Genomic DNA, 23387 nt, shown 5'->3' on the forward strand with positions numbered 1-23387 from the left:
TTCTGGGGGTTTCCGATGAAGAAGAAGCTGAGACCGCTCGTGCTGTCCGTGGCGCTGGTGGCGAGCGTCGCCACGGCGGTGACCACCGGCGCGGGCACCGCGTCCGCCGGTCTCTGCGGGCCGGTGTCGAACATCTTCACCATGCAGGCGGACGGCGACCTGTGGCTCTACCAGCACTCCGGCCCGAGCAGCGGGGCTGCCAGTTGGGCAGGCGCCAGGCAGGTCGGCTGGGGCTGGGGAGGCAAGACGTTCGCCGGGCCGAACGGCTGGCTGTTCAACATCACCACCGGCGGCGAGCTGCGCCGGCTGCGGTACAACGGCAGCGGCTGGGACACGTTCCCCGGCGGCGGCCAGTACGACACCATCGGCTGGGGCTGGCAGAAGTACGTCGAGTCGGCGAACCGCGGCAAGATCACGATCGACTCGGACGGCTCCCTCTACACACTCGAAGGCGACCACCTGCGCTGGTGGTTCTTCGACCAGCAGCAGCGGGCGTGGACGCCGGACAGCGGCCGCGTCATCGACAAGGGCTGGAGCCGGTTCAACGCGATCGCCGCCAGCGGTCAGGGCGGCCTCAAGGGACGCGATGCCTCCGGTGTGCTGCACCACTTCCGCTACGACCGGGTGAGCGAGCGGTTCGCGCTCTACGAGACGTGGCAGCACAACCTGACGTGGCAGACGGGCACCAAGCTCTTCTCGCCCGGCGGCGACATCTACTACACCGTGCGCCCCGGCTCCGGCGAACTGATGTGGAACGACTACTCCGAGTACTCCGGCGACGGCTGGCGGACCTCCACGGGTGCGGTGATTGGCTACGACTGGGGCACCGACGTCGACATCACGGCGACCACCTCGGACTGCAACCAGAGCGGCTACTGGTTCCCGAGGAACCCGGTCGTCGAGGACCAGAGCGCCATGCCGGTCGCGTACGTGAGCCCACGCGGCGCCGCGCATCTGGTGCGGGTGCTGCCCGACAACCAGCTCACCGACCTGCTCGACACCGGCCAGGGCTACTGGATGTTCAAGCCGTTCAGCGGCGAATACACCGGTACCTCGAACGTCGTGCCCGGCGCCGAGTCCGGCACCGAGGTGTTCGGCACCACCCGGCGGCCGGGCGGTGACGTCGTGCTGACGACGCTGGGCAACGACGGCCGATGGCGGGTCCAGTCGCTCAAGGGCGCGATGAGGGTGGCTCCCTCGCTGGTACGGCGCCCTGACGGCACGCTGGTCGTCTACGCGATGGGCGACAAGGCGAGCGATGGCGGCCCGTGGGAGGGCCAGCTCTACTACCGCGAGCAGCTCGCCAACGGTGACTTCCTGGCGTGGAAGCGGTTCAGCGACGGGCTCCACACGGAAACGGTGAGCGTGATCAACCGGGGCGACGAGGTGACGATCGTCGGACGGACCGTCGGCGGCTTCACCACCTGGTACCGGACCCGGGCAGACGGCGTGCCCGTCGATCAGGGGCGGCTGCCCCACTACGTGAGCCCGAGGCCGAAGCTCGTGGCGACCCCGCAGAGCCGCATCCTGCTCGTGGACGTCAGCTGGGCGCCGGGTGAAGGTGTCTTCGTGCTTCCGGAGTGGCCCGACCGCGCCGGTTTCGTGACGACCAGGACGATGTTGCCGGCGCTGCCCGGCGCACCTGCTCTGGAGGGCAGCCAGGTCGACGCGACGGTCCTGTCGAACGGAACGCTCGCCGTGTCGCTGACGGCCGGCGGCAAGGTCTATGCGACCACGTCGAAGGGCGCCGCGGACGGCACCGAGTTCCACCCGTGGCAGCAGGTGAGCGCCGAAGGGCTGAACGTCGAGTTCACCGAGCCGGCCAGCATGCGGATGGACACCGGGTTCCTGTCGGTGGTGGCCGTGACGAGCACGGGCTCGTACTGGCGGTTCGACGCCGGGGTCCCGCAGGATCCGGCCACACCGCTGTCGTGGTTCACCGGCAGGCAGCTGGCCTGAGCCGGGGCGGCCCCCAGGTTCGGCCTGGGGGCCGCCTCCTCGGTTATTCGGTTCCCTCGAAGGTCACCGCGGCGTCGGTGCGGGCGGGCTGGCCCCAGACGAAGTCGCGGGCGGCCGCGTCGCCTGCCAGGTAGTGGCGGAACCACGAGGTGAGCACCCGCTTGGCGGCGACGAGCTGAGCCGCCCTGGTGACGGAACCGTTGTCGCAGAACAGTCCGGACGTGTCCATGAAGCCGCAGTGGAACCCGCCGGTGACGGTGCGGAGCTGCTTCGACGGTGCCTTCGCCGCGAACATCGGCTGCTGGTGCTCACCGACCGGGGTGATGGTGTCCTGCGAGCCGGCGAGGAACTGCGCGGGTGCCTTCAGGGTGGCCGCCGCTGCCTTGGCGGAGGGGTTCGTCTCCGCCGCGGCGTAGGTCGAGATCGCCGTGATCTTCGGGTTGCGCGCGGCCGCGAGGACGGCGGCGCCCCCGCCCATGGAATGTCCTGAAGCACCTAATGCCGTTGTGGTGACGTGGTTCTGGAAGCGCGAACCCGCGGTGCCGTCCTGCGCGACGAGCCAGGTGAGTCCGGTGTTGAGGTCGTCGGCGAAGGCGCTGTGGCTGGGGCTCAGGCCGCCCTGGGTGGTGGGCACCACGACGACGAAGCCCCACGAGGCCAGATGCGTGTTCGTGCTGGTGTACTTCGACGTGGCCTGGAAGAAGCCGTGCCCGAACGCGATCGCGGGGAACCTGCCGGTGGCGACCGGCTGGTTCACGCCCGCGGCCGTCGCCGGGTAGTGCACCCGCGCCGGGACTGACCTGCCGCCCGCGACGGCCGTGACATCGCTGTACGCCACCGGATACGAGCCGGGCAGGCCGTAGTCCGGTGGCGCCGCTGAGGCAGCCGGTGTGGCCAGGGTCGAGGCCACCAGGGCGAGCGTGATCGCGAGAACTCGCATGAGCTTCTCCTCGTGAGATCGGTCCGCGCGGCACTTGTGGTGCCGCGTCGTCAGGGGGAGCCGAATCGCATGTGCAGGTCCGTGACGAACAGGTGCAGCCGCGGCTTGGCCGCGTTGAGCCAGCCGAGGCCGCTGCCCGGCGTGATGCGCCAGCGCAGCCGGGTCAGGCCGGTGCGGGCGGAGGTGCGCAGTTCGGTGCGCTTCACCTGGCCTTCAGCGGACTGCCAGACCGACGTGGTCAGCCGGACGGGAAACGTTCGTGACGACCTGCGGGTCTCGTTCGCGGAGGCGATGGGTTCGTCGTCGTGCGCTGTCGCCGTGAGCGATCCGGGGGAGAAGGCGAAGTCCGCCAACAGCTTCGGGATCGCCCACATCGCCCTCGCCCCACGCTGGGACGTGGTGTCGTCCACCCAGATGTCCAGAATGGACAGGCCAGGACGAGCTTTGCGGCGCACCAGGACCGCGGCCATCAGTTCGTGGTAGGCCAGCACGCCGGGTGGTTGGTAGTCGACGAACGCCGACACCACGACCACCCGGCCGAACAGGGTCAGCGGCACCACGTCCGGCGATGGCAGGGAGATCGCCGAACGTGGTGCCGTCCACACGGTGAGCCAGCCCTGCCCGTGCAGGTCCCACGGTTGCGCAGGCCACTCACTCGACATCGGACACCTCCTGGCGCAGGGCACCGGGCGCGGTGTGCGGAACGGCCGGGCTCCGCGGTGCCACGGCGGCCACGCGCCGGTACGCGGCACCGGGCTCCGGGCGTGGATCGGGCTCGCCCTTGTTGGGCCACAACGACATCGCCCGCTCCGCCAGCGCGGTGATGGTCAGCGCCGGGTTCACGCCGAGGTTGGCGGGAATCGCCGACCCGTCCACGACGTGCAGGCCGGGACAGCCGTACACCCGCTGGTACGGGTCGACCACGCCGGTCGCGGGGGAGTCGCCGATCACGCAGCCGCCGATGAGGTGGCCGGTGAGCGGCACGTTCGCCAGGTCGGTCCACGCTCCTCTGGCGGTGCCGCCCGCCTTGGCCGCGAGCCGCCGCGCCACGTCGTGCCCCGCCGGGATCCAGGACGGGTTCGGCGCGCCCTCGCCCTGTCTGGTGGTCATCCGCCCGCGTCGCGACACGGTGGTGAGCGAGTTGTCGAGGCTTTGCATCACCAGCAACGCGATCGTCTCCTCCGACCACGCGCGGGGAGTGTGCATCCGCAGCGCCGAGCCGCGTTCCCGCACCAGTTGGGCGAGTCCGCGGCGCAACCTCGCCGGGCCGCCGTCGACGAGCGTCGTCATGAGCAACCCCATCAGGTTGCTGCCCCTGCCGTACCGGACCACCTCGACGTGCGTGTCGGCGTCCGGGTGGATCGACGAGGTGATGGCGAGGCCGCGGGAGTTGTCCACCCGCCCACCGGGCACCCGCACGGCCACGACCGCCTCGGAGTTGGTGCGGCACAGGAAACCGAGCCGGGACGACAGGTTCGGCAGCCCGCCGCGATCGCGGATGCGGTGCAGCAGGCGCTGCGTGCCCAGCGATGCCGCCGCGAACACGACGTGACTGCTGGTGAACGTGCGCGTCGCCCGACCTCCGGTACGCCGTGCCACGACCCGGTATCCGTGCAGATGAGGCCGCACGTCGACGGCCGTGGTCAACGGCCACACCTGCGCGCCGGCCCGTTCGGCGAGGTGGAGGTAGTTCTTCGGCAGCGTGTTCTTCGCGTTGTGCCGGCACCCGGTCATGCACGCGCCGCATCCGACGCAGGTGCCCCGCCGCGGACCGGCACCGCCGAAGTAGGGGTCCGCACCGCTGGGTCCGAAGTGGACTCCCACGCGGGAGGACCGGAACGTCGCTCCGACACCGAGATCCGTCGCCACGTCACGCAGGAGCCGGTCACCGGCGGTCCGGCACGGGTTGTCGACCACGCCGAGCATTCTGGCCGCCTGGTCGTAGTGCGGTGCCAGCTCGTCCTCCCAGTCGGTGATGTGGCCCCACCGGGAGTCCCGGAAGAAGGGTGCCGGCGGCCGGTACAAGGTGTTGGCGTACACCAGGGAACCACCGCCGACGCCCGCGCCGCTGAGCACGGCGACGTCGCGCAGCGGGGTGATCCGCTGGATCCCGGTGCAGCCGAGCCGTGGGGCGAACAGGTAGTCGCGCACCTGCCAGGACGTCTCCGGGAACTCGTCGTCCGCGAAGCGCCGCCCGGCCTCCAGCACGCCGACGCGGTAGCCCTTCTCGGTCAGCCGCAACGCGGTCACCGCGCCGCCGAACCCCGACCCGATCACCAGCACGTCGTAGTCCACGGGTCACACCTCCGCGGTCGTGCGGGCCGGCTCGTGGTCCGACGTCCGCAGGCGTGCGGTGCGGCGCAGGTACTCCAGGGTCCCGCCGGGCCAGTTGGTCGTGATCGTTCCGTTGCTGGTCCGGTACCACGACGAGCACGTGCTCCACACGCTCTTCGTCAGCCTGGCGGTCATCTCCTCGTCGAACGCCGCCGCGACGTCGTGCCGCACCTCCAGCGTCGCCGCACCGGTCTCCGCGAGGTGACGCACCGCGGACACCACGTACCGGCACTGCGCCTCGATCATGGTGATCACCGAGTTGCCCCCGAGGTTGGTGTTCGGGCCGTAGATCAGGAAGAGGCCGGGGAAACCGGGCACGGTGAGGCCCAGGTGGGCCCGCGGCCGTCCGCCCCACGCCTCGGCGAGGCTCCTGCCGTTCCTGCCGGTGATCCGCGCCGGCGTCCCGAAGCCGGAGACCGCGAACCCGGTGCCCCAGATCAGCACGTCCGCGGGGTGGTCGCGGCCGTCGGCGGTGCGCAGGCCGTGCTCGGTGACCTCGGTGATCGGCTCGGCCACCACGCCGACGTTCCGCCGGGTGAGGGCCGGATACCAGTCGTTGCTGAACAGCACCCGCTTGCAGCCGGGCTGGGTGTCGGGCCGCAGCGCCGCCCTCAGCGCGGCGTCGCGGACCTGGAACCGTCGATGCGTCGCCGCGACGGCCGCGACCGCCCGGCGCGAGAGCCGTCCGGCGTTGAGCAGACCGGTCAGGAGTTCGCCCGCGAGCCACACACCGGCTCGTGCGGCCCGCAGTCTTGTGGGGTGCGATCGGCCGGACAACCGGGCGTCGGGTTTCGGCAGCACGTGCGGGGCCGACCGCTGGAAGACCGTCAGATGTCCGGCGAGAGGCGCGATCTCCGGCACGAACTGGGCCGCGCTCGCTCCCGTGCCGACCACCGCCACCCGCCTGCCCCGCAGGTCGACGTCGTGCCGCCAGCGGGCGCTGTGGAAGACCTCACCGGCGAAGCGGCCGAGTCCGGGCAGCGCCGGGATCGACGGCGTGGTCAGCTGCCCGGTCGCGCAGACCAGCACGTCGGCCTCGACGACATCACCGTCTGCCAGAGCGACGCTCCACCGGTGTCGCGACTCGTCGAACGTCGCGGCCACCACCTCGGCGCCGAACCTGATCCGGTCGCGCACCACGGCCGCGGTGTCGCGCAGGTAGCGCAGGATGTCTGGCTGTGCCGCGTACCGGCGCGGCCACGAGGTGCTGGGCGCGAAGGAGTACGAGTAGAGCGACGACGGCACGTCGCACGCCGCGCCCGGATAGGTGTTGTCCCGCCACACCCCGCCGACCTCGTTCGCCCGCTCCAGCACGGTGAACCGCTCGAACCCGGCTCTGCGCAGGGACAACGCCACGCCCAGCCCGCCGAATCCGGCACCGATGACGACCACCTCGGGGTTCGCTGTCACCTCACCGAAGCTAGGAACAACCACCCGTTCGCACCAGGACAACACCGGCCGCGAAGTTGACAATCGCGGCCATGACGTCGTTGGCCGAGCCGGTCGTCCGGCACTGGGACTTCCCGCGCGGCATCGCGAGCGTCGCGCTCCTGGTGCGCTTCGGCGCCGAGCACGGGGTGCCGCTGGGCGGCCTGCTGCAGGGCAGCGACATCGATCCCGCCCTGCTCGCGGACCCGGTCGCGGAGATCGAGGCCCACCAGGAACTGACGGTCGTGCGCAACCTCGCCGCCCGGCTGCCGCACGCGGGCGTGGCCGTCGGACGGCGTTACCACGCCACGACGTTCGGCGTGCTGGGCTACGCGTTCCTCAGCGCGGCGACCCTCCAGGACGCGATCACCACTGCCCTGCGCTACCTCGACCTCAGCTTCGCCTTCACCGCCCCCTCCGCCGTGATCGACGGCGACCGGCTGGTGCTGGCGCTCGACGCCGGTGCGCTGCCGGGCGACGTGGCCTCGTTCCTCGCCGAACGGGACCTCGCCGCGATCCACACGGTCGTGGGGGAGCTGATGACCGGTGCCGTGCCGGTCCTGGGCGTCGACTTCAGGCACACACCGCCCGAGGACCTGCGCGAGCACCACGAGGTCTTCGGCGTCCGCCCGCACTTCGGGGCGGACGCCGACCAGTCCGTTGTGGACGTCGCCGTGCTGGCCGAGGTGCTCCGGCTCGCGAGTCCCGAGACGACGGCGGCGTGCGAGGAGCAGTGTCGCGCCCTCGCCACCCGCCGCCGGGAGAGCCCGGGAGTCGCCCAGGAGGTGCGACGGCTGCTCGAGTCCTCGGTGAGGTTCCAGGAGACGATGCCCGTCGTGGCCCGCGCGCTGGGTGTCAGTCCGCGCACCCTTCGTCGTCGGCTGGCGACGTCGGGCACGAGCTACCAGGCGCTGCTGGACGAAGTCCGGGCCAAGCGGGCCGTCCGGCTTCTCTCGCGCGGTGAGATGTCGGTGGAGGCGGTCGCGGACCAGCTCGGTTTCGCCGAGGCCGCGAGCTTCATCCACGCGTTCCGGCGCTGGTTCGGGGTGACTCCGAGCAGGTACGGCCGATCACGCCACTAGGGTGGGCTCGGCTTTCGGCTCCACCTTCTGCCGTTCGGCGCGGACCGACGCGATACCGCCGAGGATCAGCAGGCCACCCAGCAGCTGCAACGGCGCGAGCCCCTCGCCCAGCAGGAGCCAGGCGAACAGCGAGGCCGAGACGACCTCCAGCAGGGCGATGAACGACGCGAGCCGCGACCCGAGGATCCCGGAGGCGGTGATGCCGCTCGCGTAGGCCAGTGCCGTGCCGACGACCGCGACGACGAGCAGCGGCACCCACCAGGCCGTCGGGCTGCCGAACAGGGGCACGTCGCCGAACGTCGCGGTGAACGGCAGCAGACCCGTCGCGCCCACCAGCGCCAGGACGGGCGCGGCCAGCAGCAGTCCGGCCCCGGCCAGCGCCACCGGCGGCAGGCCGTTGTTGGGGCGCGCGGCCACCACGAAGTAGACGGAGCAGCCGATGGCGGCACCGAACGCGGCCGCGAGGCCGATCGGGTCCACGGCCTGGATGGCGCCGGGTCCGATCACGAGCACGAGGCCGCCGACCGCGAGCACCGAACCGATCAGCACGACGGGTGCGGGCGTGCGCCTGCTGACCGCCCAGGTGAAGCCGACCAGGATGAGCGGCGCGAGGAACTCGATGAGCAGCGCCGTCGCGACCGGGATCCGTTGGATGGCCGCGAAGTAGAGGACCTGGGTGATCGCGACACCGACCAGGCCCATGCCCAGCACGGGCCACCGGGCCTGCCACAACAGTGCCCATCTGCCGCGCATCAGGATGATCACGAACGGCAGCAGCACCAGTCCGGCGGTGAGCGCGCGGGCCGTGACGGCGGCGGCGGGGGACCAGCCGGCCTCCAGCAGGGGTTTGACGAACGCGCCCGAGGTGCCGAACGAGATGAACGAGACCGCGGCCGCGATCAGGCCGGTGGACTTCGACGGACTCACCATGATTGCCTCCCGGCGCCGAACGATGTCATGACCTAACCTGACTGATACCCCTGACGGTAGGCCCGTCTCAGTAAGGAGTCAATTTGCGTTTTGCCCCTGACACGGAGGAGTCGCTGGCGTTCGTCGTAGCGCTGTGCAACACCGACCCGTCGGCGTCGCGGACCGGCGAGGACGAGCTCGGCACGGTCGCGGGGCTCCAGGGTCTGCTGGGCCAGTTCCACTACTCGGGCCGCATCGACGGCGACGAGACGGAGCTGAATGACGTCCATCGGACCCGTGCGCTGCTCAGGCGCGTGTGGTCCCTCGATCGCGACGACGCCGTCGAAGCTGTGAACAAGATGCTGCGCGACGCCAAGGCGCTTCCCCACCTCGTGCGGCACGACGACCTCGACTGGCACATGCACGCCACCGAGCCCAACTCCCCGCTCGCCGAACGGATGCGGGTGGAGGTCGCGCTCGCCCTCATCGACGTGATCCGCATGAACGAGATGGACCGCCTGCGGGTCTGCGCGGCCGACGACTGCGAGGGCCTGCTGCTCGACCTGTCTCGCAACGGTCTCAAGCGGTTCTGCAGCGTGCGGTGCGGCAACCGGATGAACATGATCGCGTTCCGCGAGCGCAAGGCGGACGGTCGCTGATGCAACCGCGGATCGAGGTCGGCGGTCTGACTTTGCGGCCGTGGCGTGAAAGTGACGCCGACGCCGTGCTGAAAGCCTTCAGCTGTCCCGAAATCCAACGGTGGCACGTGCGGCGCATGGACACGCGTGACGAAGCCCGTGAGTGGATCGGGGCCTGGCCGGCGCGCTGGGACGACGAGACGGCCGCCAGCTGGGCGATCAGCCGCGACGACGAACCGATCGGTCAGGCCGGCCTGCGGCACCTCTCGCTGGTCGAGGCGTCGGCGGCGCTGTCCTACTGGGTGCTGCCGGAGGCCCGCGGCGCCGGAATCGCCGCCCGTGCCGCGCACGCCCTGATCGAGTGGGCGTTCGAAACCCTTGGCCTGCAACGGGTCTCGCTGGAGCACTCGACGGTCAACACGGCGTCGTGCCGGGTCGCCGCCAAGCTCGGGTTCGCGGTCGAGGGAACGCTGCGGGGATCCGGACGGCACGCGGACGGCTGGCACGACATGCACCTGCACGCCCGCCTGCGGACCGACGGCACTAGCTGTCGAACGTGAATCCGGTGCGCACGCGCAGTTCCGTGCCGGCGCAGTCACCGCCCGCGCGTTCGGCGACGAAGGTGTACTCGCGGTCGCTCGCCATCGGGAACTCGGCGTTCACCAGAACGTCGTGCGACACGGCCTCGGCGACGGTCCTGCCGTCGACGGTGACGTGCCACTTCACCTCGGTCTCGCAGCCGGGCAACTCGACCGAGAACCTGCCGAGGCCCTGCCGCGCCGGGGAGCCTCACCGCCGACGACCTCGGTGCTCACGTGGTCCGGCAGCATCGACAGCAGAAGACCGAGCACGCCCACAGCCGCCATGAACACGAGTGTCACCGACACCGACACCACGGCGGCGCGCACCCGGCGCCGCACGGCCTCGGCCCGCTTCCGCGCTGACGATTCCCACGACCCACGACCCACGACCCACGACCCACGACCCACGACACCCGTTCGACCCAGTCTCAGAACACGGGACAATCAAGCACGGCAACGGGTTACGGTGAGCCGGAACGAGATCATCCGCGGCGCATCAGCCGTTGGGCGAGGCGTGGACCCAGGCCGCTGAACGGTGGCTGGGCCAGGCGGAGCGTGTCGAGCGCGAGCGGCTTGCGCAGCACGGGCTTGAGGTGCGAGAAAGCACGCCACGAGTAGGGACCGTGGTAGGCGCCCATTCCGCTGGCGCCGACCCCGCCGAACGGCAGGCCGGTCGCGGCCACGTGGATCAGGCCCGCGTCGTGGACCACCGCGCCCGACGAGGTTCGTTGCTCGAACAGGCGGCGGGTGCTGGCCGACGAGCTGAACACGTACAGCGCGAGCGGTTTGTCCCAGCCGGTGATGATGTCGATCGCCCGCTCGGCCGACTCGACGGCGACGATCGGCAGGATCGGGCCGAAGATCTCCTCGCGCAGCACGGGATGAGCGGCGTCCGGGCCGACGGTGTGGCCTTCGGTGACGACGACGGTGGGCGCGATGTACCGCTCCGCCCGGTCGTGCTCGCCGCCGATCACGACGTCCGTGCCGTCCAGCAGGGACACGAGACGGTCGAACTGCCGCTCGTTGACGACGCGGCCGTAGTCACTGCTCGCCCGCGGGTCGGAACCCCACAGGTCCTCGATCGCCCTGCGGAACGCGTCGACGAGTGCGGGGATCCGGTCGGGCGTGGTCATCACGTAGTCGGGGGCGACGCACGTCTGGCCGGCGTTGGTGAACTTCGCCCACACCAGGCGCCGCGCGGCCTGGTCGAGGTGCGCGTCGTCGTCGAACCAGGCAGGCGACTTGCCGCCGAGCTCCAGCGTCACCGGGGTCAGGTGCTCGGCCGCGGCTCGCATCACGACCCGGCCCACCGCGCCGCTGCCGGTGAAGACGATGTGGTCGAACCGCTGGGCCAGCAGTTCGGTGGTCTCCTCGACGCCGCCCTCGACCACGCGCACGGTGCCGTCGGGGAAGTACGCGGGCACGAGTCTCGCGATCAGCGCTGATGTCTCCGGCGCCAGCTCGCTCGGTTTGAGGACGGCCGTGTTTCCCGCGGCCAGGATGCCGACGAGCGGGTCGAGCAGGAGCTGCACCGGGTAGTTCCACGGCGCGATCACCAGCACCACGCCGAGCGGTTCGGACACCAGCCGGGCCCGCGCAGGCCACAGCGCCATCGGCACCGGGCCGCGCTGGGAACGGGTCCACTTCCGCAGGTGACGCAGCGTGTGGCTGATCTCCGCCAGCACCACGCTGATCTCGGTCAGCTGCGCCTCGTTCGCGCCTTTGTGCAGGTCGCTCCACAGAGCGGCTTCGAGCTCCTGCTGGTTCTCGGTGACCATCGCGCGCAACGCCCGGAGTGCGGCGGCGCGGGCGGCAGGGGAGCGGGTGGCGCCGGAGTCGAAGACCTTGCGCGCGTCGGACACGACCGCGGGGATGACACCTGTCGTCGTGGGCATGGCCCCACCGTACCGCAATACGAAACAGATCCTTTTCGTTTCTCGACCGGTACAGTGGACGAGGTGACGACGAAGGCCGCGCAGGGGCGCCCGAAGGACCCGCGGGTGGACGCGGCCCTGATCACCGCGGCGATCGAGGTCCTGAACGAGTCAGGATGGGCCGCGTTCACCACCACCGAGGTCGCCCGGCGGGCCGGCGCCTCCACCGCGTCCCTCTACCGCCGCTGGCCGTCCAAACAGGCACTCGCCGGAGCCGTGGCCAGGCACATCGCCCAGGCCGAACTGAGCGGAATCGACACCGGCGCCCTCGAAGGCGACGTCCGGGAGCTCCTCGCGCGCAAGCGCAGGATCCTCGAAGCGGCCACCGGCCCCGCGCTGCTGTCGCTGATGGGTCAGGCCGCGCACGACCCGGAGCTGCGGCAGATCCTGCACGACGACGTCTACCTCGCGGTCCGCGACCAGCTCGGCGCCCTGATCGCCCAGGCGGTCCGCCGCGGGGAACTGGCCGCCGCCGTCGACAGCGCGCAGATCGACGTCCTGACGCTGGTGCTGATCGGCACCGCACTGGCCCGATCGGTCTTCGTCCAGGCCGACGCCCCTCACGCCGCCGAGGCCGAGCTCCGCATGCTGCTCGCCGTGATCACGGGGGCCTGACCTCAGCAGTTCGCCCGCAGCAGCACGCCGGTGGTGCCGGGCAGGCTGACCGAGGTGACGGACTTGCCGTCGTGGTCCTGATAGGTGCGGTTGAGCGAGACCGTGGTCGCGGGGCTGCCGGTCGGGTTGGCGTTGACCAGCGCCATGCCGCAGGTGAAGTCCCTGCGGTAGACCTTGTCCACGACCGTTCGATAGGCGCCGGCGGGGTGCCCGAGGTCCCAGTCGTACTCGGGGTGCCACGGCGTCGGGCCCGCGTAGCCGTCGGTCTTGGCGACCTCGGCGATCGCGGCGTGTCCGGTGGTGGTCATGAACAGGCTGGCCAGCGCGTACCGGAAGGCCTGCGTGTCGCCCGCGTCGAAGTGCGGCTGCACCCAGGTCATCTTGCCGCTCGTCGCGTTCGCGGTGATCTCGGCGACCTGCCTGCGCCAGCCCTCCGGGTAGTCCTCCAGCAGCCTGTCGCTGGAGAACGTCAGCCACCACTCGTCGAACCCGCCGTCGAGATAGGCGCCGTAGGCCTCCCAGCCGCCCGCGTGCAGGCGTGCGTTGGTCAGGTTCCCCACCGAGAGCAGTCCTGCGGCCGTGAATCCGCTTCGGACCTCGGCGAGCATGCCCTTGTAGGCCGCCTGGAACGACGCGTTGTCCGGATACTTCGCCGGGCACACGCCGGCATGGTAGGTGTCGCACGTGTACAGAGCGTTGTCGAGGAACACGCCGTCGAATCCGGTGGATTTGGCGCTCGTCACGACGCTGCTCACCCATGCTTTGCGGTAGCCGGGATTTCCGACGTCCATCTGCTCGTGGCCCTCGTAGCCGGAGTAGGAGAGTTCCTCTCCGTCGGGTCCTTTGAGGAACCAGTCCGGATTGGACTCGCGGACCGCGCAGTAGCCCAGTCCGGCAGGCAGGTGGGCGTCGTCCTCGCCCTTTTTGCACGCGTAGGAGCGCGTGGACGAGAGGTCTTTGTAGACGTACACCCTGACCTTGGGGTTCGCGGCCTTCAGCTTGCGCAGGAGGTCGCCCTCCCACGCGTTCAGCACGACGTGTGCGCGGCGTTTGGCCTCGGTGGCGATCGTGGCGTCGTCCACCGGCGTGCTGTTGAGGTGCAACCAGAACGACTGGGTGCGTGCCACGGGTGCGGCCTCGTCAGCGGGCGAGGTGAGACCCGCCAGCAGTGCCACTATCGGCAGAATTCCCCGTACCTTGCCTGCTTTCTCCAGCATCGTGCCTCCCCGCTCGGAAGATCTGCGGGGTGGGTACCCATTCCGAGACGTGGAGGTGTCGCTGAAGCCGCGAAATCACCTGTTGTGATGTGGCGTCGTGAAGAAATCACACCCTGCGTGCGACCGTCCAACCTGGACGGGTGACCGTCAGCCGAGCAGTTCGGCGAAGGTCCTCGCGAACAGGTAGGCGTCGCCCGGCCAGCGCGCGGACACGTAGTCGCCGTCTCGCACCACGAACGCGGGCCCGTCGTCGGTGGCGGTGCCACGCCTGCTCAGTTCGACCGGCCCGCGCTCGAACACCGCGCCCGACGCCACGACCTCGTCCTGCACATACGCTGGGTAGGTCCGGTAGTACCGCCCGCGCAGCCACGCCGTCGAGAAGTACGCCGCCCGTTCCATGTACTTCGGCAGGCAGGTGGTGCGCCGCCCCTCCAGCACCCCGGCGCGGGCGAGCACCAGCACGCCGTGACAGATCGCGCCGACCGGCCGCCGCAACGCCCAGAAGCGCGCGACGACCTGCTGGAGCTCCACCGAACCGAGGTACTGCCGCATGCCGGGCGCGTGCCCGCCGGGCAGCACCAGCCCGTCGAACTCCTCCGGCACCACCGACCCCCACGCCAGCGGCGCGGGGTAGGCGGGGGAGTCGAGCAGGTCGCGGTAGAACGCCTTCGGCTCGGCCTCGGCGCCGAGCCTGCCGAACGCGACACCGGTCAGCAGCAACGGATCCGCCCGCGGCGCGGTGCCACCGCGTTCGGTCGCGAAGACGACCTCGTGCCCGGCGTCGGTGAGCACCCGCCACGGCACGGCCACCTCGGTGACGTCGAAGTCCTGGTCGGGCAAGGGAAGCAGCACGCGCATGGGTTGATCCTGCCACCCGCCTCGCCGTGGTCACGACCCTGTCCGTCAGGGATGAAGGCCTGGACCGTGCTCCGTGCCGGGAGCGATCGGGGTGGGGCTGAGCGCGGTGTCGTCCTCGCCCTCCTCCAGCAACGTGGCGGCGGCACCGACGACGCGCACGTCCGGGGTGCCGATCACGCCGGTGTCCTTGTCGGCGTAGTCGAAGCGGGCGAGGACGCTGCGCATGGCCTCGATGCGGGCCCGTTTCTTGTCGTTGCTCTTGACCACCGTCCACGGTGCGATCTCGGTGTCCGTGGAGCGGAACATGGCGACCTTGGCCTCGGTGTAGTCGTCCCAGCGGTCCAGCGACTTGATGTCGTTGGGACTGAGCTTCCACTGCCGTACCGGGTCGATCTGGCGGATGACGAACCGGGTCCGTTGTTCGCTGCGCGACACCGAGAACCACAGCTTCACCAGCAGCACGCCGTCCTCGACGAGCATCCGCTCGAACTCCGGCGCCTGCTGCATGAACAGGTCGTACTCGGCTTTGGTGCAGTACCCCATGACGTGCTCGACGACGGCGCGGTTGTACCAGGAGCGGTCGAACAGAACGATCTCTCCCGCGGTGGGCAGCTCACGGACGTAGCGCTGGAAGTACCACTCGCCGCGTTCCCGTTCGCCCGGCTTGTCGAGGGCGACCGTGCGCGCGCCGCGAGGGTCGAGGTGTTCGGTGAACCGCTTGATGGTGCCGCCCTTGCCGGCGGCGTCGCGGCCCTCGAAGAGGATGACGAGGCGCTGCCCGGTCTCGGCGACCCAGTGCTGGAGTTTCAGCAACTCGATCTGCAGCAGCCGCTTGAGTCGCTCGTACTCGGGACGCGGCATCCGTTCGGTGAACGGGTAGTTCTCCTGCCAGGTGAGCACCTCGCGGCCGTGCGCGTCCCGGAGAACGGGCTCGTCGTCGTCCGGGAAGTCGGCGGTGTAGCCCTCGGCGAGCAGCTCTGCGGAATCAACAGTCACGAATTCGTACATACCCGACGTAACGGTGCCGAAACCAGGCCGTGTTCTAGGCGCTGCGGCGGCGGTGCCGGGCGGCGTACGAGCGCAGGGCGCGCAGGAAGTCGAGGTGGCGGAAGCCGGGCCAGTGGACGTCGCAGAAGTACAGCTCCGCGTGGGCCGCCTGCCACAGCAGGAAACCGGACATGCGCACCTCGCCGCTGGTGCGGATCACCAGGTCGGGATCGGGCTGCCCGGCGGTGTCGAGGTGCCGGGAGATGTCGTCCGCGGTCAGCGTCGACGCCAGCTCTTCGAGGCTCGTCCCGGCACAGGCCCGGTCGTCGAGCAGCGAGCGCACCGCGTCGACCAGTTCGTTGCGGCCGTCGTAGCCCACGGCCAGGGTCAGGTGGAACTCCCGGTCGCGGGTGTCCTCCACGGCGAGTTTGAGCGCGTTCCTGGTGGAGTCCGGGAGCAGGTCGAGGCGGCCGGCGACGTGCACCTGCCAGCGGTCCGACTCGACGGCCCTGCGGATCACGATTCGTTCGACGAGTTCCAGGAGGAACTTCGTTTCGGCGTCGTCGCGCTTGTGCAGGTTGTCCGCGGACGCGACATACACGGTCATGTGCCGAATGCCGATGTCCTCGCACCAGCCCATGACGTCCTGCACGTGTTCGGCGCCGCGCTGGTGGCCCAGACTCACGTTGTCCAGGCCTGTCTGCCTGGCCCAGCGCCGGTTGCCGTCCATGATCATGGCGACGTGCCTCGGCAACGGCGCGGTCCGCAGCTGCCTGCGGAGCCGGCGGGTGTAGAGCTCCTGCAGGGCGTCACGGACGATCTTCATGCAGATCAAGCTAACACCGGATGTGCCCGTGTCCAGTCATCGACGTGGAAGGGCGACGTGGCGCTCGGCGTGGCGGTCGACGCGTGCGCCACGACCTCGGCGGGCAGCTGTCCGTCGGTCATGTCGAGCCTGTCGCGGTAGTCCGTCACGAACGCCGCGGCCACCTCGTCGGCGGTCAGCGCGGGGACGTAGTCGGCCAGGCCCGCGATGGAACTCTGCCGCAGGTCGTAGCCGAGCGCCTCCGACACGTCCGTGATCACGGCGCGCACCCGGTCCGAGACGACGACCTGCACGACTGTGCTGAACAGGGAACCGGTGGCGGTGACCCGTTGCGCCGACCCCACGACCTTCGTGTCGCCCTCGACGTTGATGCTGAACTCGCCGGGGCAGTACTCGCCGTCCACCTCGCCGATGCGCGCGTCGACGTCGCCGAGTGCGCGCAGCACGCGGACGTGGCTGTCGGCGTTCGCCGCGAACGTCGAACGACCGGCCTGGCGGATGTCGGTCGTGGCGTCGAGGTGGTCGATCACGACGGCGCCGCTGTCGTAGGCGACCATCCGCCCGCCAGGCGACCGGACCACCGGCTCGAATCCCGCCTCACGGGCCAGTTCGGTGGCCTTGGTGATGCCGGGCGAGCGGAGATCGCGGCCGCTGAACGCGACGGTGGGGCTTCGCGGCACGTAGATGTGGACGAGCTGCGACCACGCCGGGCCGGGGGTGCGCAGCAGCAGTGCCGGGACCACCAGGTCGGTGACGGCGCCTCCGGTGCTCCCGGAGACCAGCAGACGTGGGTTCACGCCGTGATTCTCGACCACGACCTGCTCAGCCCGCCTCGCGGTACGCCTTGCCTGCCTCGTTCGGGGTGCCGCCGGGGGCGTAGAGGCCGGTGCCGGGTTTCTCGGCGGGCAGCGCGAACCAGGCGTAGCGCTCGACGTACGGCAGGCCTTCCATCATCGCGCTCGACCCGCGGGCGAACGCCGCGAGCTGCGCCTGGGTGGGGAAGCGCGCCGTACCGCCCGAGAAGTCGATGAGCGCGTACTCGGTGAGCCACACGGGCTTGCCGTACCGCGCGTGCACCGCGTCGAGGTAGTTCTTCAGGTGACCGACGGCCGCGTCGCTGAAGTCGGAGCCGTACCAGTGCACCGCGATGAAGTCGACGCGCAGCCCGCGCTGGGCCGCGCCCGTCATGAACCGGTCGAGCCAGCCGCCCGCCTTGTCGCCGCTGTGCGCGACGGCGGGACTGCCGAGCCGCAGACCGGTCGCCGCGAGCTTCGGCCACAGGTCCAGTGCCTGCTCCGGGCTCATGTTCGCCTGCTCGGGGAAGTCCGGCTCGTTGAACCCGAGCAGCACCTTGCCGTTCGCCTTCGCCCTGGCGAGGGTCGCGTCGTCGGTGAACTTCGTGCCCCAGATCATCGGCACGAACTCGACGTTCGGCGGAGTCGCGATGCCGTCGGTCTGCGCGGCCCAGTTGTAGTACCAGCCCGCACGGACGTCCGTCAGCGCCTTGCCGACGCCGTCGAAGTTCCAGGTGCTGACGCCCTTCTTCACCGACGCCGTGACGGGAACGGCGGGCGGAGCGGGCTGAGTGGCCGTCGTCGTCGAGGGCGGCGCCGAGGACGACACCGACGACGGGGGAACGGTGGTGGGAGGCGGTGTGGAGGTGGTCTGGGTGACGGCCGGGATCGCCCGTGCGACCGGTTCCTCACCTGACGGCAGCACGGCGACCACGACGCCCGTGACCAGAACCGTGGCGGCCGCGGCCGCGATGGACTTCGCCAGCGTGCCCTTGAGGAACAGACCGACCTTGCCGCCGGTGACCGGGCTCGCGCCGGCAGGACTCGCGCCGATCTGGGAGACGACCAGCGTGGACGGGTCGAACACGAGCGCGGCGGGCAGCGGCACCAGCGGCAGCCGCGCGAGCAGCCCCTCGACCGACGCCAGGTCGTACCCGCACCGTTCACAGCGGACGCACTCACGGCTGTGCCGGGCGATCCGCTTGCGCCACAACGGACTGGGATCGCCGTCCCACTCGGCGACGACATCGGCCAGCTCGGGGCAGCGCGGCGTGCGCTCCAGCGTCCGCACGACGATGCGCGCGGCGTCGAGCTGGGCCTTGACCCGCTGCACCCGCACGGCGGTGTGCTGCGGGGTCAGCTCCAGCGCGTCGGCGACCTCCGTGCGGGTCAGCCGCCCGGCCGCCTCCAGCCACCACAGCGACAGCAGCTCGCGCTCGTCCTCGCTGAGCCACCGCGTGGCCGCGACGACCTCACGGCGCTGCCCGGACAACTGCAGCCGCATGATCGTGAGGTCGACGAAGTCCGCACCGGGATCCGCGACGTCCTGGGGTACCGGCCCGGTGACCGGCACGCGCTGACGTTCGCGGTGCCGCAGGCGGATCTGGTTCATCGCGATCACGACGAGCCACGACCGGAACCCGGCGGGATCGCGCAGTCCGGGCAGCCCGTGCACCGCGCGCAGCATGGTCTCCTGGACCACGTCGTCGGTGTCCGCGTGCCCGCCGAGCGCGTGCCCGACGATGTTGTAGACGAGGGGCAGGTACCCGCTCACCAGGTCGTCCAACGCGCGCTGGTCGCCGTCGCGCGCGGCCACCACCGTCGCGACGCCGGGTTCCTCCGGTGCTGCCATGCCCACCTCACTTGCCGGTCCAGGGTCCTCTGACCAGGAGATGTCCCTGGCGCCCGGCGATAACAGAAACTTCCAGGGCTTTGTAGTCGACGGCGGTGGCTCCGGCCAGAGCCGGGTCGGCGACGCCCGCCCGTTCTGCCCGCGTGCGGCCGCGGCGAATTGCCGGTTCCGTCCCACGATCAGCGCTGCCACCAGGCAATTGAGCGAGCTAACGTAACGCGATGTGCGGCGAACAGGTGGCGAGGTAAAGATCCTTGGGCCGGTCGAGGTGTGCGGCCCGCACGGCCGCGCGGTGCTGACCGGTGCCCGGCAGCGCAGCATCGTCGCGGTGCTCGCCCTGCACGCGGGCACGCCGGTCGCGGTCGACCGTCTCGTGGACGTGCTGTGGGGAGACGATCCGCCGCGCACGGCCGTGAGGTCGTTGCACAGCCACGTCGCGCGCGTGCGGCAGGCGCTCGCCGACTGCGGGATGCCCGGCGCACTGATGACCAAGCCGGGCGGCTACCAGCTCGACGCGTTCGTCGACGCGGCGGCGTTCGACCGGACCAGGGACCTGAGCCTGTGGCGGGGTGAGCCGCTGGCGGGCACCGAGCTGTTCGGGTGGGGCCGCGCGGAGATCGATCGGTTGCGGGAGCAGCGGATCGCCGCGCTGGAGGCGTACTGGGGTGATCGGCTGGACCGGCCGAACGCGATCGAGGAGCTGGAACGGCTGGTGGTCGGCCATCCGACCAGGGAACGGCTCGTCGGCCTGCTGATGCGCGCGTTGCACCGCGACGGCAGGCACGCCGACGCCCTGGAGGTGTTCCGAAGACTCAGACACCGGCTCGCCGACGAGCTGGGCGTCGACCCCGGGCCTGACCTCCTCGCGCTGCACACCGCAATCCTGCGCCGCGATCCCGTGCTGCACACCGCGAAACCCGCCCAGCTGCCGGCCCGCGCCGGCCACTTCACCGGTCGCGCGGCCGAGTTCGCCGCCCTCGCCGGCCTGCCACCGATCGTCGTGGTCTCCGGAGTCGCGGGGGTCGGCAAGACCACGTTCGCCGTCGAGTGGGCGCGGCGCGTCGCCGACCGCTTCCCGGACGGACAGGTGTTCCTGGACCTGCAACGACTCACACCGGCCCAGGCGCTGACCGAGATGCTGCACAGCCTCGGCGTTCCCGCGGACCGGGTTCCCGCCGACCCGGCCGCGCTGTACCGGACCCTGTTGCACGGCAAGCGGGTGCTCATCCTGCTCGACGACGTCCGCCGCGCGCGGGACGTGCTGCCGCTCGTGCCCGGCGACCAGGGCAACCTGCTGCTGATCACGAGCCGCGACGCGCTCTCGGCGCTCGGCACGCGCCACGCCGTGCACACCGTGAGCCTCGACCTGCTCAGCGAACCGGAGGCACGCGACCTGCTGGCCGACATCCTCGGAGAGCCCAGGGTGTGCGCGGAATCCGACGCGACCGCGGACCTGGTCGTCCACTGTGGACGGCTGCCGCTGGCGTTGCGCATCGCGGCCGCGCGGCTCGCGATCCGGCCCGGCAGGCGGATCGCCGACCTCGTGCGCGAGCTGACCCGCAACGACCCGCTGGACGTGCTGACGGTCGACGGCGACGACCGCACCGTCCGCACCGTATTCGCCAGCGCGCACCGCACGCTCAGCCCGCAGGCGGCCCGGCTGTTCCGCGTGCTCGGCGAACATCCCGGCGCGAGCTTTCCCGCCGACCTCGCCGACGCGATGGGGCCTGGTCTCGACGAACTGGTCGCGTCGCACCTCGTCAACGAGATGGGCAACGGCCGGTACGCGCTGCACGACCTGATCCGGCTGTTCGCCCGGCAGAGCGGCGACCTCGGCGACGGGGTGGAGCGCCTGCTCGACCGCTACCTCACCATCGCCCACGCGGCGGGGGAGGTCCTCAACCCGCGCCACGACCTCGTGACGCGGCCGCACTGCGACGACCTCCCGTTCGCCGCCGACCGCGTCGAGGTGCTCGCCTACCTCGACGCCGAACGCGACAACGTGCTGCACGTGATCCGGATGGCGGCACGGTCCGGCCTGCATCGCGAGACGTGGCAGCTGGCGTACCTGCTGACGGGCTACTTCGAGGCACGCGGCAACTGGGCGGCGCGCGTCGAGCAGTGCGAACACGCCGTGAAGGCCGCCCGCGCGCTCGGCGACCAGCGCGCCGAGGCCGAGATGCTGCGGGGACAGGGCATCGCGCTGCAGATGACCTCCCGCATCGCCGAAGCCATGGTGGTGCAACGGCAGGCGCTCGTCCTGGTGCGCGAAGCGGGCGACCTGCGTGGCGAAGCGCGGCTGCACAACAACATCGGCAACGCGCACTCCGAACTGCGTCAGTTCGACCTGGCACTGGAGTCCTATCGCGCGGCGATGGAGGTGCACGGCGCGGCGGGGGACGAGGTGGGTGTGGCGCTGGCCCGCCGCAACCTCGGCTACACCTACGTCCGGATGGGCAAGCCGGACCTGGCGGCCTCACCGTTGTTCGCGGCGCTGGAAACGTTCCGTGCCAAGGAAAACCCGCGGTTGGAGGCGGCGACGCTGATGTCGCTCGGCAATGCTTTCCACAAGCTCGCCGATTTCGAACCGGCGCTGGGCTTCTTCGGCGACGCGCTGCGGATCAGCCGCGAGATCACCGACCACCGCTTCGAAGCCGACGCGCTGACCGGCCTCGGCGTGACCCACCTCGCGCTCGGAGATCCCGCCGTGGCAAGGGAATGCCTCACCGGCGCACTCGTGGTGTGCCGCGCTCTCGGTGACGGGCACCGCGAGGCGTCGACGTTGCGCGAACTGGCCGAGACCGACCTCGCGCTCGGCGACCTCACCGCCGCCCGTGACCACCTCGCGGCCGCGCTGACGGCCAGGACCCAGGCGCAGGACGAGTTCGAACTGGCCCAGGTCCACCGCACTTTCGCCGGCCTGGAGGGCCGGTGCGGGCGGTGGACCGAGGCCGCACGGCACTGGGCTCAGGCCGTCACGCTGTTCACCGCTTGCCGGCGATCGTGAACACGGCGACGCGTTTGCCGATCTGGCCCGGCTTCACCGACGTGATCTCCAGCGTGAACTTCTTCTGCTGCCCGGTCACGCGCAGCACCTTGTACGGCACACCGGCCTGGCTCTCGCCCGCCTTGATCGTGACCGTTCCGCGGGGCGCGGCCTGGTAGTCCTCACCCAGCTTCGCGGTGCCGTCGACGAACCTGTACGTCACTTCGACGTTCTGCTTCGCCTTGCCGTCGCGCAGCTTCAGGACCGCCGTGTACTCCTCCGCCGACTCGTGCACCGGCCCGTCTATCGCGTCCACGACGTCCGGGCAGTCCGGCGGCTCGCAGTCCGCTGCTCCGTGTGCGGGCACGATCCCCAGCAGAAGCAGCAACAACACCATGATGGTCTTCATTGACAACCCTTTCGGTGGGTCCGTCTCCGAACAACGGAGACGGACCCACCGGGGTTGATACTCAGTCCTTTTCGTTGATCAGGTATTGCGCTCCGCCGAGATCCGTGCCCTGGACGTCGACCTGGCGCACGTGCAGCTCGGCCGGACCGGCCTCCTTGTCGGTCGCGAACGTCAGTGCCGTCTCGATCCGCTCGTCGCCCTTGAGCACCAGCCCCTCGATGCTCGCCTTGGTGTCGACGAGCTGGAACTGCGTCTCGCCGACCTGTTTCACGCCGGTGGCCCTCCCGCCGGCGGCCTTCCACCGTGCCGTGAGCTCCCGGCCGAGGTCGATCGTCGCGGTGCCGGCGAACGGCCGGGGCTGCTCGAAGATCAGGTTCTGCCTGGCGTCACCGCGCTCGGGGTTGCCGATCGTGTACGGCACGCGGACGGGTTCGAACGGGCGGACCCGCACGGAGTCGACGTTGCGCCACGCGATGTTGTTGTTCCGCTGCGCGTTGAGCTGGGTGTTGGCGCCCTCGGCGAACGTCATCGGGTCGGCGTTCGACACCCAGCGGGCGAGCAGGCAGAAGTGCGCGGGACCGGGCACGTTCCAGCCGGGCCAGGTGATCATGACGGTGGTGCCGCTGACAGGCACGGACGAGCCCGCGGTGCCGATGTAGGTCCAGCCGCCCGGCCAGGCCGTGCCGCCGCCGAGGTTGCTGCGGTACAGGTGGAGGTTGCCGTCCACGAAGCCGATGCCGCCCGGCTTGCGTCTCAACGTGACGAACACGTAGTTGTTCACGCCCACGACCGGGTTCTGCGACACCGCGCACAGCACCGGCGTCGAGCACACCTTGATGTCGGGGCTGTAGTAGATGCTGCCGGCGCTGGGCTCGTTGCCGACATCGCTGACGTTGTCGCGCACGAAGACGTCACGTTGGAACGGCGTGGCGCCCGCGGCCGGCGCGATCAGCGCCGTGACCGCCAGCAAGCCCGCCAGCACCGTTGCCAGTTTGGCTTTCACCATGTCCTCCATCGGTTGTGGTCTGCCGATGAAGG

The 23387-nt window shown here is 70.7% G+C and carries 22 protein-coding genes; 6 read left to right on the forward strand and 16 right to left on the reverse strand.

The window, feature by feature from the left end:
- Positions 1-15: 15 nt before the first annotated feature.
- Complete coding sequence (locus OG205_RS06095) at positions 16-1959, forward strand: tachylectin-related carbohydrate-binding protein (RefSeq protein ID WP_330275246.1); 1944 nt, start codon at positions 16-18, stop codon at positions 1957-1959.
- Positions 1960-2002: 43 nt separating this feature from the next.
- Here OG205_RS06095 and OG205_RS06100 read toward each other — a convergent pair whose 3' ends face one another.
- From OG205_RS06100 to OG205_RS06115, 4 genes are read right to left on the reverse strand one after another with little or no spacing between them, the layout of a single operon-like run.
- A complete protein-coding gene (locus tag OG205_RS06100; protein ID WP_330275247.1) occupies positions 2003-2899 on the reverse strand; it encodes a poly(ethylene terephthalate) hydrolase family protein in 897 nt (298 codons plus the stop codon).
- Positions 2900-2949: 50 nt separating this feature from the next.
- Positions 2950-3561 carry an acetoacetate decarboxylase family protein gene (locus tag OG205_RS06105; protein WP_330275248.1) on the reverse strand — a complete coding sequence of 204 codons (612 nt, stop codon included), beginning with the start codon at positions 3559-3561 and terminating at the stop codon, positions 2950-2952.
- The gene (locus tag OG205_RS06110) at positions 3551-5194 is read right to left on the reverse strand and encodes a GMC family oxidoreductase (RefSeq protein WP_330275249.1); all 1644 of its coding nucleotides are present in this window, start codon (positions 5192-5194) and stop codon (positions 3551-3553) included. The genes OG205_RS06105 and OG205_RS06110 overlap by 11 nt, the downstream gene beginning before the upstream one ends.
- Positions 5195-5197: 3 nt before the next feature.
- A complete protein-coding gene (locus OG205_RS06115) occupies positions 5198-6643 on the reverse strand; it encodes a flavin-containing monooxygenase (RefSeq protein ID WP_330275250.1) in 1446 nt (481 codons plus the stop codon).
- Positions 6644-6714: 71 nt separating this feature from the next.
- Here OG205_RS06115 and OG205_RS06120 point away from each other — a divergent pair, with 71 nt between their 5' ends.
- Entirely contained in the window at positions 6715-7743 is a 1029-nt protein-coding gene (locus OG205_RS06120; protein WP_330275251.1) for an AraC family transcriptional regulator, read from the forward strand.
- Here the strand turns inward: OG205_RS06120 and OG205_RS06125 are convergent.
- Positions 7732-8673 (reverse strand): EamA family transporter, encoded by a 942-nt coding sequence (locus OG205_RS06125; protein ID WP_330275252.1) that lies wholly within the window; start codon positions 8671-8673, stop codon positions 7732-7734. The two genes, OG205_RS06120 and OG205_RS06125, sit on opposite strands and share 12 nt — an antisense overlap.
- An 83-nt stretch (positions 8674-8756) precedes the next feature.
- On the opposite strand from OG205_RS06125, the gene OG205_RS06130 reads away from it, so the two are divergent.
- The gene (locus OG205_RS06130; protein ID WP_330275253.1) at positions 8757-9311 is read left to right on the forward strand and encodes a CGNR zinc finger domain-containing protein; all 555 of its coding nucleotides are present in this window, start codon (positions 8757-8759) and stop codon (positions 9309-9311) included.
- On the forward strand, positions 9311-9850 hold the full coding sequence (locus OG205_RS06135) for a GNAT family N-acetyltransferase (protein WP_330275254.1): 540 nt from the start codon (positions 9311-9313) through the stop codon (positions 9848-9850). Before OG205_RS06130 ends, OG205_RS06135 begins: the two co-directional genes overlap by 1 nt.
- Here the strand turns inward: OG205_RS06135 and OG205_RS06140 are convergent.
- The 3 genes from OG205_RS06140 to OG205_RS06150 all read right to left on the reverse strand — a co-directional run bounded on the left by OG205_RS06140 (position 9834) and on the right by OG205_RS06150 (position 11766).
- A complete protein-coding gene (locus tag OG205_RS06140; protein ID WP_330275255.1) occupies positions 9834-10016 on the reverse strand; it encodes a hypothetical protein in 183 nt (60 codons plus the stop codon). The two genes, OG205_RS06135 and OG205_RS06140, sit on opposite strands and share 17 nt — an antisense overlap.
- Positions 10013-10258 carry a hypothetical protein gene (locus OG205_RS06145; RefSeq protein WP_330275256.1) on the reverse strand — a complete coding sequence of 82 codons (246 nt, stop codon included), beginning with the start codon at positions 10256-10258 and terminating at the stop codon, positions 10013-10015. Before OG205_RS06145 ends, OG205_RS06140 begins: the two co-directional genes overlap by 4 nt.
- Before the next feature lie 95 nt (positions 10259-10353).
- Positions 10354-11766, reverse strand: a complete 1413-nt coding sequence (locus OG205_RS06150) for an aldehyde dehydrogenase family protein (RefSeq protein WP_330275257.1) — start codon at positions 11764-11766, stop codon at positions 10354-10356.
- A gap of 63 nt (positions 11767-11829) precedes the next feature.
- On the opposite strand from OG205_RS06150, the gene OG205_RS06155 reads away from it, so the two are divergent.
- Positions 11830-12420 (forward strand): TetR/AcrR family transcriptional regulator, encoded by a 591-nt coding sequence (locus OG205_RS06155; RefSeq protein ID WP_330275258.1) that lies wholly within the window; start codon positions 11830-11832, stop codon positions 12418-12420.
- Between the two features lie 2 nt (positions 12421-12422).
- Here OG205_RS06155 and OG205_RS06160 read toward each other — a convergent pair whose 3' ends face one another.
- The 6 genes from OG205_RS06160 to OG205_RS06185 form a co-directional block, all read right to left on the reverse strand.
- Entirely contained in the window at positions 12423-13637 is a 1215-nt protein-coding gene (locus OG205_RS06160) for a putative glycoside hydrolase (RefSeq protein ID WP_330275259.1), read from the reverse strand.
- Positions 13638-13784: 147 nt separating this feature from the next.
- Positions 13785-14495, reverse strand: a complete 711-nt coding sequence (locus OG205_RS06165; protein WP_330275260.1) for a type 1 glutamine amidotransferase domain-containing protein — start codon at positions 14493-14495, stop codon at positions 13785-13787.
- A 45-nt stretch (positions 14496-14540) separates the two neighbouring features.
- Positions 14541-15491, reverse strand: a complete 951-nt coding sequence (gene ppk2, locus OG205_RS06170) for a polyphosphate kinase 2 (RefSeq protein WP_442916751.1) — start codon at positions 15489-15491, stop codon at positions 14541-14543.
- A 46-nt stretch (positions 15492-15537) separates the two neighbouring features.
- Positions 15538-16308: a polyprenyl diphosphate synthase gene (gene uppS, locus OG205_RS06175; RefSeq protein ID WP_330275262.1), complete on the reverse strand. Its 771-nt coding sequence runs from the start codon at positions 16306-16308 to the stop codon at positions 15538-15540.
- A 5-nt stretch (positions 16309-16313) separates the two neighbouring features.
- Entirely contained in the window at positions 16314-17105 is a 792-nt protein-coding gene (locus tag OG205_RS06180; RefSeq protein ID WP_330275263.1) for a lipoyl protein ligase domain-containing protein, read from the reverse strand.
- A gap of 25 nt (positions 17106-17130) precedes the next feature.
- Positions 17131-18954 carry a sigma-70 family RNA polymerase sigma factor gene (locus tag OG205_RS06185; protein WP_330275264.1) on the reverse strand — a complete coding sequence of 608 codons (1824 nt, stop codon included), beginning with the start codon at positions 18952-18954 and terminating at the stop codon, positions 17131-17133.
- 223 nt (positions 18955-19177) lie between these two features.
- On the opposite strand from OG205_RS06185, the gene OG205_RS06190 reads away from it, so the two are divergent.
- Positions 19178-21961 (forward strand): AfsR/SARP family transcriptional regulator, encoded by a 2784-nt coding sequence (locus OG205_RS06190; RefSeq protein ID WP_330275265.1) that lies wholly within the window; start codon positions 19178-19180, stop codon positions 21959-21961.
- On the opposite strand, the gene OG205_RS06195 is transcribed toward OG205_RS06190, so the two are convergent.
- Positions 21939-22349, reverse strand: coding sequence for a Calx-beta domain-containing protein (locus OG205_RS06195; RefSeq protein ID WP_330275266.1), 411 nt, complete (start codon positions 22347-22349; stop codon positions 21939-21941). The genes OG205_RS06190 and OG205_RS06195 overlap by 23 nt on opposite strands.
- Before the next feature lie 61 nt (positions 22350-22410).
- Entirely contained in the window at positions 22411-23355 is a 945-nt protein-coding gene (locus OG205_RS06200; protein ID WP_330275267.1) for a hypothetical protein, read from the reverse strand.
- Positions 23356-23387: the final 32 nt, after the last annotated feature.

Origin of the sequence: Lentzea sp. NBC_00516, from assembly GCF_036346835.1 — a bacterium.
Lineage (GTDB): Bacteria > Actinomycetota > Actinomycetes > Mycobacteriales > Pseudonocardiaceae > Lentzea > Lentzea sokolovensis.